We start from the raw sequence: 14,743 nt of genomic DNA on the forward strand, positions 1-14,743 counted from the left end.
CTCATTTTACATCTTAGCCCAAGACTTTTAGCCCAGGACTTTAGTCCTGGGGATGGGGATGGGAACGGGAACAGGGACGGGACGCACGGAAAAATAAACCCCGGGCTTATGCCCGGGGCTTTTTGTGTTATTTTCCTTTACGGTGTTCACCATGTTTTTTAGTAGTATCAATAGGTTGTTCCCGGTTCTGCGTGTTCTGTTCGGATGTTGGGTTGTTGGTCCGTTCATCCTGTTCGTGATGAGAACGGCCCCGGTTCATTTTAGCCGTTCTGCTGTGACGGTTGCGTTTCATAAAAAACGGATTTTTAAAATTAACCGGGAAAAACATGCCGAAATAAAAACGGCTGAAAATGAGTGTCTTACGAAGGTTGCTGCGACTAATGCTGATGCAATTATTGCACACAACGCTGTCAACAGTTCCCGCTTTTATACTGCCTGAGATGCCTCTTTGCTGCCGCCCATAGAAGCCACATACCCGGTCACCACACAAATCACCACCGCTACGGCAGGGTACAGGAAAAAGTTGATCGTGGTGTATCGTTGTACAAAATACAGGCTAATGGCACTGATGGTAAAGCCAATGATGATTCCCCGCGCATTCACTTTTGGAATAAAGATACCGGCGAGGAACATGCCTGCCAGGCATCCGCCAAACAACCCGATGATTTTCAGGTACTGGTCCCAGATAGAGGTATTGTGCAAAGACACGAGGTAGAGCGCAATGCCACAGCCCAGTGCACCGAGCATCACCGTCATCCTGCGGGCGAATACAAATCGTTGTCTGTCATCGGCCGAAGGCCTGAACAAAGGATAAAAATCGGTGGTGATCACCGTCGCGATAGCATTCATACTGGAACTGATGGTGGACATGGTAGCGGCAAAAAGGCCCGCTATCACCAGTCCCGCAAGTCCTGCCGGCAGCTGTTGGGAGATATACCATGGAAACACATCGTCGGTATTGCCGTGCGGGTTCAGGTGGGCCGGGTGATGTCTGAAATATACCCAGAGTGCGGTGCCCACCAGGAAGAAGATGAGCGAGGCTGGTATCACCAACAGGGCATTGGTATAGATCGATTGCCGGGCTTCCTTTTCTGTGGAAGTGGTGAGGTAACGTTGTACCACCACCTGATCAGACGAGTAGGTGACCAGCTGTGTCAGGAAGCCGCCGACAAAAATTACCCAGAGCACAGGCTGCGTAATATCCGATTGCAGGATCGCCAGCCGGAACTTGCCGTGCGCGGCTGCTTCTGTAAACACCTGCCCGAAACCGCCGTCCAGCGAACGGGAGATGAATACGAGACTGAGCAGGGCCCCGCCCAGCAATACGCCCACCTGCATCACTTCTGTCCAGATAACCGCTTCAATGCCGCCTGAGGCGCTATATGCAGTGGTGATGGCGCTGGTGGCCACAATGCAGATAATGATGTTTACCCCGGTAACGGCGCTTAGCACCAGCGCCGGCAGGTATATCACGATGCCCAACCGGCTGATCTGAAATATCAGAAAGGTAAAGCTGCCCAGCAGTTTCACACCGGGACTGAAACGGATGGCCAGGTATTCATACACGCTGGTGAGCTTCAGCTTGCGGAAGTAGGGCAGGTAAAAATAAACGATGAGTGGTGCTACCACTACAATCATCATGTTGTTGAGAAAGTATACCCAGTCCGTGGCGAAGGCTTTGGCCGGAATGGCGATGAACGTGAGGGCGCTGAGTTTGGAGCCAAATATGCTGAGGCCGGCGGCCCACCATGGTATTTTGCCACCACCCAGGAAAAAATCGCTGGTGGTGTTTTGCATGTTGCGTGATACCATTACGCTGATGCCTACCACCAACAGGAAATACAATCCTACCACGAGCCAGTCGGTGAGCCGGAAGCCACTTGGCGGCTGTGTAGGCGTGGCCGTTAGTACCCGGGGTGTTCTGGTGGCGGGCCTCACTTCTCCGCCGGGGATGATCAGCTGCCCCTGCCAGACCACCGTTGGCGTGGTTACCGGCGCCCACGTGCTGCCGTTGGGGTTAGTGACGCTGTCATCCGCCTTTTGCACCGGCATACGGCCGGTAACCGCCCAGCTGTCGGTGATGGTATTGTAACCCAGGATATCATCGGAGAAGCCCGGATGCTGTTCTTTTAATTGGCCGCTCTGCTCAAAATACTTTCCGTCATCACCACCGAAGATCAGCAGTTGCGACTGGCCCGCCGTAAAGGCGGGGCTGGGCGCTGCGGCAACAGGATGGGGCAGTGGCGCAATACTGCGCCATCCTTTGCCTGGTCCATAACACCAGGCATCTGTCAGGAAGGTGCGACGGATAGTAGCGTCGCCGGGTAACGTATACGTATGTACGCCACTAAACAGGTAAAAGTGATGTTGTTGCACACCTGCCACCGCCAGCATACGGGCCGGTCCGGGAAAGGGTGGAAGCGCCTGCCAGCGCCGGCTGCCGGCAGGGCGGGAAAGATCTATTGCCCAAAAATATTTGGTGGCAGTAGTATCGGAAGGCGCCTCGGTACCACCAGCGATGTACAGGACGTCACCGTCGAGGGCGCCGCTGGCGTTAGCGGAGGTAACAGGCAGATCGGGCAACAGCTCCGTTTGTACCTGACCGTTAGCATAGCGGAGGAGGAACGCCTTGTTGGTATGACCATCCTTGTTGCTGCCCCCTACACAGATCAGCGCGTCCTGCCAGGTGGCAGACACGCCATAACCCAGCGGCACCGGCAGTTTACCGGCCTGCTTCCATGGACCGCCCGGTTTTTCCAGCACCCATATCTGATCGTGCCATTGTTTAACGCCGCCATTCCAGGGGGCGCCACCATCCGGGAAATTCGCGCCGCCGGCTACCAGCAGGGCCTGGTTAGACACACCGGCAAAAGATCCGGCGAAGCCATAGTTGTCCGGCAGCGCCGGGAGCTGTCCCCAGGAGAAATAGCTGGCCGGCGGCTCCTGGCCGCGGCTGACAGTTGTACGGAAAGACATACCCCATATCAATAATAAAGGAAGAATCAGTTTTTTCATGACGTGTATTTTACGCTGGTCATGGTATCCAGCTATTGGCCTGCATCCAGTGCAGGCATCGCTCAAACCAATCGTCCTGCGTGGTTTTGTTGTACAGCCCGAAGCCATGTGCGCCGTTCTGATAAAGGTGCATCTCTGCCTTTACGCCGGCGTTGACCAGTGCGTTGTAGAACAGCAGGCTGTTCTGTACCGGCACTACTTTATCGTCTTGTGCATGCAGCAGGAAAGTGGGGGGCGTGTTGGCCGTTACCTGTAATTCATTGCTGTACAGTTTTACCAGGGCGCTATCAGGTTTTTCTCCCAGCAATGCCTTCCTTGAACCGGCATGCATATACGAAGTGAAGCTGATCACCGGGTAAACGAGTATCATGAAGTCCGGGCGGAGATTGAGTTGTCCGGGATTGTCGATGACCGGGTGTTCAAAATGGGTACCGACTGTAGAAGCGAGATGGCCGCCCGCTGAAAAACCGATGATACCGGTCTTTCCGGGTTGAAGGCCCCATTCGGCCGCGCGTTGCCGTACAATTTGCAGGGCACGTTGCGCGTCCTGCAACGGACCTTTCGATTTGTCGGGCATGATCCGGTCATCCGGCAGCCGGTATTTCACAATGAAAGCCGAGATGCCTGCCTGTTGGAAACGCCGTGCGATGGCGTATCCTTCGCGGCCTATTACCACACTGCCATAACCGCCACCCGGGCAGATCACGACTGCTGCGCCGGTAGCTTTGCCGGCGGGCGCCGGAAAAGGAATCAGCTCCGGCCGGGTGATCATTCGTACGCGGTTACTGTCGGCGTCTTCCTGATAGCCGGCCGGTGCGGGTTTGGCATTCGGCACCCCCTGCGGATATAAAGGAATGGGTGGACCTTGTTGGGCTTGCGCGATATAAGCACTGGCTGTCAGCATGCTGAGCAAAAGCAACTTTTTCATGAACGTGGATTTTATGGTTTGGGCACCCGGGTACACCAGTCGAAGAAACCGATGGCACGCAGGTCTTTTTCCATGGAAATATACTCGTTCTCTTCAAAAGGTGCCAGTGGTAATCTGACGTTACCGCAGTCGAGGCCTATCATGCGCATCATGGCTTTCTGTGCCCGCAGTCCGCCGTATTTGACGATGATCCGTACCATTTCCACGGAGCGTAACTGGCACTGCTGCGCTTTCTGTAGCTGTCCATCGGTGAAAGCCTGTATCAGGTCGTTGTACAATGGCGCGGCGAAGTTATACGTGCTGCCGATAAAGCCATGGGAGCCGGTGGCGAGGGCGCTCAGCAACATTTCGTCGGTACCGTACAGCAGCTCGTAGCGTCCCTCACTGGCATGCATACACGCCTGAAAATCGTGTATGAAAGGCGCCGTGTACTTAATACCGGCAAGGGTAGGCAGTTTGCCGGCGGCCTGTTCAAGGAACGCCACCATATCGAGCGAGATACCGGTGAGCGCGGGGATATTATAATAGAACAGCGGGAGCCTGGGCGCGCCGGCGGCGATGGCAGCGAGGCTGTCGATCAGCCCTTGTATGGACTGTATCTTAAAATAGGTAGGCAGGGTGGCGGAGATAAAATCGGCCCCCTGTTCCTGGGCGTGCGCAGCCAGCTGTTGTGCTTCCTGCAGACTGTTATGGCCCACATGTACAAATACTTTCAGTTTTTTATCTGCCGCGCGGATGAAGGCGGCGGCTGTTTCCATTCTTTCGGCGGTGGTCATGGACGGCCCTTCGCCGGTGCTGCCGCAGACGAACATCCCTTTGATGCCGTTGCTGATCAGTGTTTGTACTATTTCGTGTATCCGTTCGGTATGGATACGTCCGTCGGCGTGCATAGGTGTAAATGGTGCGGCCACCAGTCCCTGAATGCGTGTTGCTGTCATGTCGTTCATGTGTTCGTTGTGCTTATTGTTGATGGATATGGCGGATAATTTTTTTGCTGATTTTTTGGAAGATGAGTTGGCTGTAGGCATTTTTCTCGCCGGCTTCATACAGGCAGGCAACATCACCGTTGGGCAGTACGGCCAGTGAAGAATAGGCGGCCGGTCCGGCGTGTAGCACGCGCAGTAGTTGCCAGCTGCGCCCATCGTCGGTGCTGGCTTTGAGCGTCATGTTCATACGTTTGTCGCTGGCCGGATTGAGGAACAGCAGTATGCCGTTGCGTTTACGTGAGGGCCAGCGGTAGCGGATGATGCTGGCCTGGCAGACAGGATCTGTCAGGGAAGGCACGTCGGCGGGAGCACTCCAGTGGAGGCCTCCGTCGTGGCTGGTGGACTGGGAACGTAGTCCTCGGCCGAAATAGGAGCGGAGGCTCATCAGCAGTCCACCCTGGCCATCGGCTAGTTCGGTCAGCTGGCATTCGTTGACTTTAGGGCGGATGTTGCCGCCCCGTTGCCACGACTGGCCGTGGTCGTCGCTGTAGATGACGTGGGAGCCGTATTCGAAAGGTCCTTTGGCCACATGGCCGCTGCTGTCGTCATAACTATGGTCGCAGGGGACTACCAGTCTGCCTTTATGCGGTCCGTGCTGCAGCTGTATGCCAATGCCCGGTCCGGTGGCATACCAGCCCCATGAAGGGTCTTTGGTGGTAGCGGTGATGTCTTCCGGCTTCGACCAGGTGGCGCCGTTGTCGTTACTTTTAGACACCCAGACGGTGCGTGTATGCGTCGCCGTTTTATGAATGATATCGTGTTCTTTGTCCGTTCCTTCGTTGCGGGTCAGCAGCAGCCAGATGGTGCCGGTAGCGGCATCTGTCACCGGGCAGGGATTGCCGCAGGTGTGAGCGCCATCGTCCCATACCACCTGTGTGGCCGACCAGGTACGGCCTCCGTCGGCGGAACGTTTCAGGAGGATGTCGATATCGCCGGCGTCGGCGGCACTTTCTTTCCTGCCCTCGCAGAAGGCCAGCAGGTGGCCATTGGGGGCAGTCAGCAGCACCGGGATGCGGTAGCTGCGGTAACCGTCGGCGCCCGCGCTGAACAGTGCCAGGCTATCACGCTGGGCCAGCAGCATCTTCGGCAAAAAGAACATCCATAACAGGCAGGCATAAACGCTGGTCTTCATATCTCTCTATTTAAAATCGGTGACAGGTACTACTTTGTAGGCAATCCCTTCATAGGGCTTTTTATAGCCGGCTTCGTAAAAGATAGCTATCGCTGTTTCTGACAGCATCACGATATCGGAATAAGCTGAAGGTCCGCCGTATATTTTACAGGATTTGCTCCAGTTGTTGCCATCATCGGTGCTAAGCCGGATGGTCATATTCTCCCGGGCGGTGCTGGCCGGATTAGAGAAGAACAGCCATTGTTTCCAGGAGAGCAGGCTGCCCTGGCATACTGGTTCTACCAGCGTATAGTCGGCCCTGACCGGCAGCCAGGAAGCGCCACCATCTGTGCTGTTGGCCACCAGCCTGGCGCCGCCGGCGCTGTTGCGGATGTTGAGCATCAGTTGTCCAGTAGACAGCTCCGCCACCGTGCTTTCCGCCCCGTGGTCTTTATTGGCAACGCCGCCCAGTTTCCAGCTCTGGCCATGGTCGTCGGAGTAGATGACATGGGCAGAATCACGGGAAGGGCTATCCGCAGTTTTGAGCGACATATAATCACACGGGACCACGAGCCTGCCGTTATGGGCGCCACGTTTAAGTTGTATGCCATGGCATGGGCCGGTGCCATACCATGCCCATCCCGGTTTCTTTACGTCTTTCGTGATTTCTTTGGCGGGCGCCCAGGTAAGCCCCTCATCGTCGCTGCTGGTGGTGAATACGCGGCGGGTATCTTTGCTGGTGCCAGCATTGATAGCCCCGATATTGTCTTCGCCCAGGTTCCAGGTCATCAACAGATGGAGGCGTCCTGTTTGTTCATCGAGCACCGGCACCGGATTGCCGCAGGTGTTGGCTGCGTCGTCCCATACCATGATGGGGTCGCTCCAGGTTTTGCCGCCATCGGTGGAACGTTTTACCAGCAGGTCGATATCGCCTTCATCCTTGCAATTGTTTTTGCGTGCTTCGGCGAAAGCCAGCAGGATGCCGGTCTTTGTCCTAACGATGGCGGGTATACGATAGCAGCTATAGCCGCCGGTCTTCTCCCGGAAAATAAACGGAATAGTATCGTTGGTATTGCCGCCATTGTTACCGGGCGGCGGCGCCGGTGTCATGTTTTCGCTGCCGCCGCCCTTGCAGGAGGCCAGCAGGAAAAGGCCGGCGGTGAATAACAGCAGTGTTTTAAAGGTGGTCCGTTTCATAATGATGGGTTTATTGGTAACCGGCAGTTTGTTTCAGGTTCGGGTTCAGGTCTATCTGCGCCTTCGGAATAGGAAAATACAGGGGTACGTTTTTCCCGTTCAGATTAGGCACTTCCGTATATACGTTGATGGTGCCTGCATAGTGAAAACGTAGCAGGTCGGGCCATCTTTTCTGTTCCAGCCACAGCTCCCGGAAACGCTCGTTCAGAATCTCTTTTTCCACGCTGGTTTTGTCCATGGGACCGGCATAGTTGCCGATGCCCGCCCTCGTCCGGGTGCGGTTCAGCGCAGTAACGGCATCGGATACACGTCCCAGGGCTGCCAGTACTTCCGCTTTTAGCAGGAATATCTCCGCGAACCGGTAGATGACGATATCGGCGTCGTAGAACCAGTCTGTGTCTTTGGTGCCTCTGAATTTGTTATCAAATACGCCGATCAGTTTATTGTTGGGCCCGATGGCTTTGATAAAAGAGGCATTCTTTCTTTTGTCGGCTGCGTCGGTAAACATGGATTCAAATTTCGGGCTGGGCATATATTGGCTACGGGCGCCGTTTTTAGCCGCTGCAATGTCATTTTTGTTGATGGCGTCCTGCACAAAGATATCTCTTGGTTTCAGCTGACTGCCATACATATCGCTCCGTTCATCTTTTTTAAAATAAACAGAAAAAATGATTTCTGCATTTGCCTTGTTATTGGTGGCGAAGATGGAAGCAAAATTGTCGAGCAGGGTAAGGCCGGCGGTGCTTTCCACTTGTTGCAGCGCTGTCAGAGCGTCCTGCAGGTCGGCGTCATTGCCTTTGAGCACTTTGGCTTTCCACAGCAGGGCGTCTGCTTTCAGGGTGAAGGCGGCCGGTTTGGAGGCCCGGCTTTTGTTGACGAAAGCACCTTCTGGAAACAGCGCGATGGCGGCATCGATATCTTTTAATAGCTGTGCCATGATGTCTGTGGCGGCGGCGCGTGAAGGCTGTTGCTGGTTGCTGCTGGCCACGGGCTCCAGCATCAGTGGCACGTCGCTCCAGGTGCGTACCAGCCAGAAATAGGTATAGGCGCGGATGAAATAGGTCTCGGCCATAGCGCGGTCGCGGTCGGTGCTGTTGGGGAAATTGATGCCCGGCGCATTTTTCAGCAGCAGGTTGCAATGATAAATGATATTGTAATAGTTCAGCCAGTTGGGCGCATTGGCGCTGTTGAGATTCTGTTGCCAGGCAGTGGACATACCGCCTTCCAGACCGGCGATGAAGGCATCGCTGCGGTCTTCCATATAATAAGTGGTGTTGAAATAGTTTTTATCGTTGACCGTACCACGGAGCAGGGCATAGATACCAGTCAGGTAGCCGGTTACATCGCCGGGTGATTTCCAGTAGCTGGCATTGGTGATGTCTGAAACGGTTTTTACTTCCAGTACCTTGTTACAGGAAAAGGCCGGCAGTAAAGCGATCAGGCAGCTGTATATCAGAAAGCGTTTGTTCATGATGGTTAGATTGCAGTTAGAAATTGACTTTCACACCAAGATTATACTGACGGGGACGTGGATACAGACCGGGGTCTACGCCGGTGAACACTTCGGGCGACAAGCCGTCGTATTGGGTGAAGTAGCAGATGTTATAGATACCGCCGAATACGTCGATGCTACTGATGCTGGCCTTTTGCAGCAGGGCCGCGCGGATACTGTAGCTCAGCGATATTTCGCGGAGGGCGAGGTAGTCTCCTTTTTTATAATAGAGGGAGTTGTTGCTCGCCGTTCCATCGTTGCCCAGTCCGTTGGTAGCACGGTTATGGTTTTTGAAATTATAATCATAATCGCTTTGCACGGTGTATTTGGGAATGCTGGCCTGGTCGCCCTGTTGTTTCCAGATATCATCGCTGATAACATCGGTGAGCGCCTGGTTGTTGTTGCGGGAGCTGCCGTTGGCTTTTCCTCTGAAACCATTGTCGATCACATGTCCGAGGGCGTAGTCAGCTACAATGCGGAGACTGATGCCTTTATAGGTAAGGGTGTTGACGATAGCGCCCTGTTTATCCGGACGGATGTACCCCATAAATGTCATATCGCGGTAGTCGATGGTATCGTTTTTGTCGAAGTCGTGCCAGATGGCGTCGCCGCCTGTTTTCTTGCGACCGTTGGCTTCTACGTCGTAGGGCGCGGTGGCGGCGTCTTTATCGGTGGAATAGACGCCGTCGAGCTGGTAGGCCCATCGGCCGCCGAAACGTTCGCCTTCAGCGAGGCCGCCTACTTTTACGTATTGACCGGCGCCGGCGTCGAAGATGTAGTTGCCGCCGATCCTGTTTTTCGCTTCCCCATTGGTAGGCAGGGATACCACGGTGCTGCGGTTGAAGGCGAAAGTGATGCTGGTGTTCCAGGTGAAGTTTCGCGTTTTAACAGGTGTAGCATTGAGTTCCACTTCGATGCCGCGGTTGCGGATAGTGCCGTAGTTGCTGCGGATTTTACTGAAGCCGGTGGTGGCGTCGAGCGGTTTATCGAACAAACGGTTGTCGGTGATCTTATTGTAAAAATCCAGCAGGATAGTGATGCGGTCTTTCAATAATCCGATATCCAGGCCCGCATCCACAGAAGTGGTGGTTTCCCATACCAGGTCAGTGTTGGGCAGCGTGGTATTGAGAATGCCGGTGTTGCCCATATAACTCAGCAGGTTGCTGTTCAGAGAGGTGCTGTACTGGCCTTGTGAGTCGAAAATAGAAAGGGCGTTATTGCCTGCCTGTCCCCAGCTGCCTCTGATTTTAAACAGTGATATCACCGGTTGCAGTGGTTCCCAGAAATTTTCGTGGTGCAGGTTCCATCCGGCAGATACGCCCGGGAAGGCAGCCCAGCGGTGATTGTCGGAGAAGCGGGAGGAGCCGTCGCTGCGGATGCTGGCGGAGAACAGGTATTTGTTATCGAAGTCGTAGTTCAACCGGCCGAAGTAGCTCATTAGTATTTCCGTTGACTCGGAAGTGGAGGTACGTTGTGTTTCCACTTTGGTGGCGTTGAGCGTGGGGATGTTGTCATTTGGTGCGCCGTAGCCGCTGCCGCTCATGTTGTAGTCGTAGTCGTTGATGTAGCTGGTGCCGGCCATCGCGTTGAAATGATGGCGGCCACTGATGGTTTTGTCATAGTTGAGCACCGCGTCGGCCTGCGTATGTCTGTTTAGGTTATGTGCTGCCGAAGCATTTCTGTTGGGATTGGTTTCATTGTACGCTTCAAACTTGTTTTCTTTTCCTTCTGTGGTAAACCAGGCAAAAGAAGGGGAGAAGCGCAGTCCCGGCAGGATGTCCCAGTCGGCGCCCAGCTGGAAGGTAGTGCGATATACTTTGATATCGGTATACCGTTCCTTGTAATAGATTTCGTGCAGGCGGCTGCGGAAGGAGGCGATGCCTTCTCCCGGCGCCGGAGTGCCGTCTTCGTAATAGAGGCGGTAAGTAGGCGGTAGGGTAACGGAGCGGCTCAACACGTTGTTGTCGTTATTGGGTGAATTGGAATAACGCACCTGGTAACTCATGTTGGTATTGAGTGTCCACTTGTTGCTCAATTTATAGGTACCGTTGAACAGGCCATTGTAGTTTTTATAGAATGTGCCGGCGATGATACCATCCTGATTGGTATGACCGAGGCCCAGGTAGTAGGTGCCTTTATCGCTGCCGCCGCTTACGCTGATATCGTATTGTTTTTTATGGCCGTTGTTGAAGGTGATATCCTGATAGTCGGTGCCTTTGAACAGCAGTTGTTTGCCGGTGACCGGATCGGTCATGGTTTCCCAGCCTTCTTCGTGCAGGAGGTGGTCCACATAGGCCTGACCGTAGTTTTGTATATAGGTGTCAAGGAATTCGAGGGTGTTTTTGGAGTTGCGTGGATTACCGGTAGACATGCCATAGCGGCCGCCGGTGAGATAGAAGTCGGGATTGGTTTTGTTAAAGTCCATCGTGTTTTTGCGGCTTACGTAGATGTAATCGCGTGCACTGAGGAACTTGTATTGTTTCGCCTGTTGTTCCATTCCGTAGCTGAAACCGAAGCTGACGCGTGGTTTGCCGGCTTTTCCGGATTTTGTTTTGATGATAATGATACCGTTGGCCGCGCGTGCGCCGTAGATGGCCGTGGAGGCTGCATCTTTCAGTACCTGTACCGATTCGATGTCGTCGGTGTTCATATCGGAGATGCTACGCATGCCTTGCGACACCATGCCGTCGATGATCAGCAGGGGGGCGTCTTTTTCCGGCGAGGTGGTGGTGCCGCCGCGGAGGAATATCTGTGGATCGGCGCCGGGCTGGCCACTGTTGACCTGCAGGGTGAGGCCTGGCACTTTGCCTTGCATTTGCAGCAGTGGATTTTGTCCGGGAGCGTGTTCAAACTCTTTGGAGTTGACGCGGGAGATGGCGGTGGTGAGTGTGGCGCGGGATTGTTTGCCATAGCCGATGGCCACTACTTCATTGAGGGAGGTGGATTTCTCACTGAGGGCTACAGATAGCTGTGGGCGGCCGTTGACGGGCATTTCACGGGTGTCCATGCCGATAATGCTGAACAGCAGCGTCGCGTCTGCGGGTACCTGTAGGCGGTAGTTGCCGGCAGCATCGGTGATGACGCCGTTCTGTGTTCCTTTCTGAAGGACTGTTACGCCGGGCATAGGGCGGTTGGCAGCGTCGGTGACCCTACCGGTGACGGATATATTTTTTCTGGCGGGAGATTCCTGTGGTGGTTGTTGTCGTGCCGTTACCGGTAAGAAAGAAAACCAGGTAAGGGCTACCAGTAACCAGCTTCCCGGCCAGTGCAAACGTGGTAGATGTTGTTTTTTCATAACCGTGAATATTTAGATGTTGGTTGGGTTTGTTCACTTTAAGTAGTACATATGCTGCAGCGGGTGTTTTAAACTAGTTGTTTTTGCGATTCTCTTATAATATGTAGTACTTAAAATTGAAAAACTAGTGAAATGTTGGCCTTATTTCGCTTTAAAAGTATATAAATTAATTTATTTGTAGTACATATTAATTCGAATTTCTACCTTTATTGGTAGAAAATTGTCTGTGATTCAGCAAAAAGATTATTTTTAGGAACAATTAAAAACAATAAATACTACTTAATCGATGCAAAAGGACCTTACCCTGGCGGAGCAGATTGAAAGGAAAATATTGAAGTATATCTCGGAGAAAGGCTATCAGCTGGGTGATTCGCTGCCTAAAGAGAACGAGCTGGCGGAAACACTGGGCGTAAGCCGGGTAGTATTGCGGGAAGCACTGAGCCGGCTGCGTATCCTCGGCTTTATTGAAACGAAACGTAAGCGGGGCACTGTGCTCACGTCGCCGAATATATTCTATGGCTTTAAGACCATCCTTTCCTCCGGTACGCTGGACAAGGACTCGCTGAAGGACCTGTACGAGGTGCGCCTGATGCTGGAAATAGGCATGGCCGATTTTCTGTTTCTGCATAAGGAAGAACGTCACCTCAATGAGCTGCAACGTATCATCGAAGAAGAAAACATGACGGTGGACTCAGAACAACTAACGAAACTGGATATACGTTTTCACAGCACATTGTATAAAATGTCCGGCAACAAATCACTCTACGCTTTCCAGAACCTGCTCAATACCCTGTTTGCCACCTATGCGCCGCGGCGTAAAGACTGGAAGGTGAAACAGATCATCTCACATGAATCACTGTTGGAGATCCTGAAGTGCGGTACTGCAGACGCTTTCCGTACCGCTATGCGGCTGCATCTGAATACACGCTTCGAGAATATGGGAACGCTGTTTCCGGAGAAGGCAGTAAAAGAAATAACAGAAGATGAAGAAGAAGCGTAACTACACGATAAATATTTTTAGTAAGTAGTTGCAAAATATGTTGTTATATATTTGGTTGGAATAAATAATTTTCTATCTTTGCACTCCCTTCAGAAAAGGGAATGATTCCGTAGCTCAGTTGGTAGAGCAATACACTTTTAATGTATGGGCCCTGGGTTCGAGTCCCAGCGGGATCACCACAAGATTATCAAAGGAAATTAAAGCCGCTTAAATCGTAGGATTTATGCGGCTTTTCTGTTTTTATGATAAAAAGATAAATCATATCAAACGATTTAGAGAGTCTACAAATTCGTCTACAGTAAAATTTTTTAATTTACTGTAGACGAATTTTTCTGAGATGCTTACCGGCAAAGGGTTTGATGACTTGCAAGCCAAACTAAAAATCACCAAACAACACCAAAAATCGGTAACCAAAACTTAGTAGACTATGAAAGTAAGTCAAGATTTATCAATCCTCTTTTATCTCCGGTACGACACGTTGAACCCCAAAGGTAAAGCAACCATCTGCGTCCGTATGACTGTTACCGGATTACCTAAAGATGGTTTTTCTATCGGCTATCAGGTTGACCCTTCCAAATTTGATAAGAAAGCCAGCGCCGTAATCGGCAGATCAGCGGAGGTTATTGAAATCAACAACCAGATCCAGCATGTCAGAGGTGAGCTGCTCAGGCATTACAGCCTGTTGAAGAAGCAGGGAGCAACTGTTACTCCCACCATGATCAAAAACGCTTACCTGGGCGTTCATCAGGAAAAACAAACATTGTTGCAGGTTGTAGACTTTCATAACGGGAAGTTCAAAGAAAAAGTAGACAAGGGAAAGCGGGAAAACAGCACCTACAAAAAATGGCTCACCACAAAGGATAAGATCACAGCCTTTCTTTCCGGTGTTCTCAAAATGAAAGATATCCCCCTCGAAAGAATTGAGTTTTCCTTCGCGGAAGATTTCTTCGACTATCTTACATTGACGGAAGGTATCCAGGATAACACCGCTATGAAATACCTGAAGAACACCAAGCAGCTGTTAAAGCTGGCGGTTCAGCGGAAATGGTTACAGTGTAACCCCTTGCAGGATTATGTATGTTCCTATATCAACCCGGAGCGTGATATACTTACCGTTGCAGAACTCAGTATACTGTATCACAAAGAACTTTCCATTCCCCGCCTGCAGGAAGCCAAAGACGCCTATGTGTTCATGACGCTCACCGGCTACGCCTATAAAGATGCCCTGCTGCTCACTCCCGATAGTATCTCTAAATATTTCGATGGCGATGACTGGATCGTGAAAAACAGAGAAAAGACCTGGTGCCGCGAAAACGTTCACCTGTTACCGTTAGCTAAAGAGATCCTGCGGAAGTATCGTGAACATCCGCATTGTGTTGCCAACAATGTACTGTTGCCTATTAAAAGCAATCAGCGTTTTAACGGGTACCTCAAAGAAATATCTGATTTCTGTGGTATTCGGAAGAACCTCACCACTCACACGGCGCGGCATACATTCGCTACTACTGTAACACTGGCCAACGGTGTACCGCTGGAAACCGTGAGCGCCATGCTGGGGCATAAATCCATACGCACTACACAGATATATGCTAAGATAGTAGCCAGCAAAGTGAGTGAAGATATGCAGGTATTGAAGCACCGGTTTAACCTTAAATTGCCGGAATCCATGTTGAGCAAGGTTGTAGCATAGCAGTATTTATAGCAGTATATAGCAGTTAG

At 52.2% G+C, this 14,743-nt stretch carries 10 protein-coding genes and 1 tRNA gene; 3 read left to right on the forward strand and 8 right to left on the reverse strand.

The features are described 5' to 3' along the window. Nucleotides 1-127 precede the first annotated feature (127 nt). The 8 genes from ICL55_RS05185 to ICL55_RS05220 form a co-directional block, all read right to left on the reverse strand. Complete coding sequence (locus tag ICL55_RS05185; protein WP_188094973.1) at nt 128-292, reverse strand: hypothetical protein; 165 nt, start codon at nt 290-292, stop codon at nt 128-130. Between the two features lie 134 nt (nt 293-426). Then, nucleotides 427-3,015, reverse strand: a complete 2,589-nt coding sequence (locus ICL55_RS05190; RefSeq protein ID WP_188094974.1) for a sodium:solute symporter family protein — start codon at nt 3,013-3,015, stop codon at nt 427-429. A gap of 19 nt (nt 3,016-3,034) precedes the next feature. Then, nucleotides 3,035-3,943: an alpha/beta hydrolase gene (locus tag ICL55_RS05195; RefSeq protein WP_188094975.1), complete on the reverse strand. Its 909-nt coding sequence runs from the start codon at nt 3,941-3,943 to the stop codon at nt 3,035-3,037. An 11-nt stretch (nt 3,944-3,954) separates the two neighbouring features. Next, entirely contained in the window at nt 3,955-4,881 is a 927-nt protein-coding gene (locus tag ICL55_RS05200; protein WP_188094976.1) for a dihydrodipicolinate synthase family protein, read from the reverse strand. Between the two features lie 22 nt (nt 4,882-4,903). Next, nucleotides 4,904-6,061: a sialidase family protein gene (locus tag ICL55_RS05205; protein WP_188094977.1), complete on the reverse strand. Its 1,158-nt coding sequence runs from the start codon at nt 6,059-6,061 to the stop codon at nt 4,904-4,906. Between the two features lie 6 nt (nt 6,062-6,067). Next, nucleotides 6,068-7,237, reverse strand: coding sequence for a sialidase family protein (locus tag ICL55_RS05210; protein WP_188094978.1), 1,170 nt, complete (start codon nt 7,235-7,237; stop codon nt 6,068-6,070). Between the two features lie 10 nt (nt 7,238-7,247). Then, nucleotides 7,248-8,708 carry a RagB/SusD family nutrient uptake outer membrane protein gene (locus tag ICL55_RS05215; protein WP_188094979.1) on the reverse strand — a complete coding sequence of 487 codons (1,461 nt, stop codon included), beginning with the start codon at nt 8,706-8,708 and terminating at the stop codon, nt 7,248-7,250. Between the two features lie 16 nt (nt 8,709-8,724). Then, on the reverse strand, nt 8,725-12,024 hold the full coding sequence (locus tag ICL55_RS05220) for a SusC/RagA family TonB-linked outer membrane protein (RefSeq protein WP_188094980.1): 3,300 nt from the start codon (nt 12,022-12,024) through the stop codon (nt 8,725-8,727). Between the two features lie 286 nt (nt 12,025-12,310). Between ICL55_RS05220 and ICL55_RS05225 the strand changes: the two genes are divergently transcribed. The 3 genes from ICL55_RS05225 to ICL55_RS05235 all read left to right on the forward strand — a co-directional run bounded on the left by ICL55_RS05225 (nt 12,311) and on the right by ICL55_RS05235 (nt 14,714). Beyond that, nucleotides 12,311-13,024, forward strand: a complete 714-nt coding sequence (locus tag ICL55_RS05225) for a FadR/GntR family transcriptional regulator (protein ID WP_188094981.1) — start codon at nt 12,311-12,313, stop codon at nt 13,022-13,024. Between the two features lie 103 nt (nt 13,025-13,127). Beyond that, nucleotides 13,128-13,203 (forward strand) — tRNA-Lys (locus ICL55_RS05230). A 248-nt stretch (nt 13,204-13,451) separates the two neighbouring features. After that, on the forward strand, nt 13,452-14,714 hold the full coding sequence (locus ICL55_RS05235; protein WP_188094982.1) for a site-specific integrase: 1,263 nt from the start codon (nt 13,452-13,454) through the stop codon (nt 14,712-14,714). Nucleotides 14,715-14,743: the final 29 nt, after the last annotated feature.

Origin of the sequence: Chitinophaga varians, assembly GCF_014529945.1 — a bacterium.
Lineage (GTDB): Bacteria > Bacteroidota > Bacteroidia > Chitinophagales > Chitinophagaceae > Chitinophaga > Chitinophaga varians.

Coding starts and splice junctions, on each gene's coding strand:
- ICL55_RS05225 (WP_188094981.1), top strand. CDS start 12,311: ATGCAAAAGGACCTTACCCTGGCGGAGCAGATTGAAAGGAAAATATTG.
- ICL55_RS05195 (WP_188094975.1), bottom strand. CDS start 3,943: ATGAAAAAGTTGCTTTTGCTCAGCATGCTGACAGCCAGTGCTTATATC.
- ICL55_RS05190 (WP_188094974.1), bottom strand. CDS start 3,015: ATGAAAAAACTGATTCTTCCTTTATTATTGATATGGGGTATGTCTTTC.
- ICL55_RS05215 (WP_188094979.1), bottom strand. CDS start 8,708: ATGAACAAACGCTTTCTGATATACAGCTGCCTGATCGCTTTACTGCCG.
- ICL55_RS05205 (WP_188094977.1), bottom strand. CDS start 6,061: ATGAAGACCAGCGTTTATGCCTGCCTGTTATGGATGTTCTTTTTGCCG.
- ICL55_RS05235 (WP_188094982.1), top strand. CDS start 13,452: ATGAAAGTAAGTCAAGATTTATCAATCCTCTTTTATCTCCGGTACGAC.
- ICL55_RS05200 (WP_188094976.1), bottom strand. CDS start 4,881: ATGACAGCAACACGCATTCAGGGACTGGTGGCCGCACCATTTACACCT.
- ICL55_RS05210 (WP_188094978.1), bottom strand. CDS start 7,237: ATGAAACGGACCACCTTTAAAACACTGCTGTTATTCACCGCCGGCCTT.
- ICL55_RS05220 (WP_188094980.1), bottom strand. CDS start 12,024: ATGAAAAAACAACATCTACCACGTTTGCACTGGCCGGGAAGCTGGTTA.
- ICL55_RS05185 (WP_188094973.1), bottom strand. CDS start 292: ATGAAACGCAACCGTCACAGCAGAACGGCTAAAATGAACCGGGGCCGT.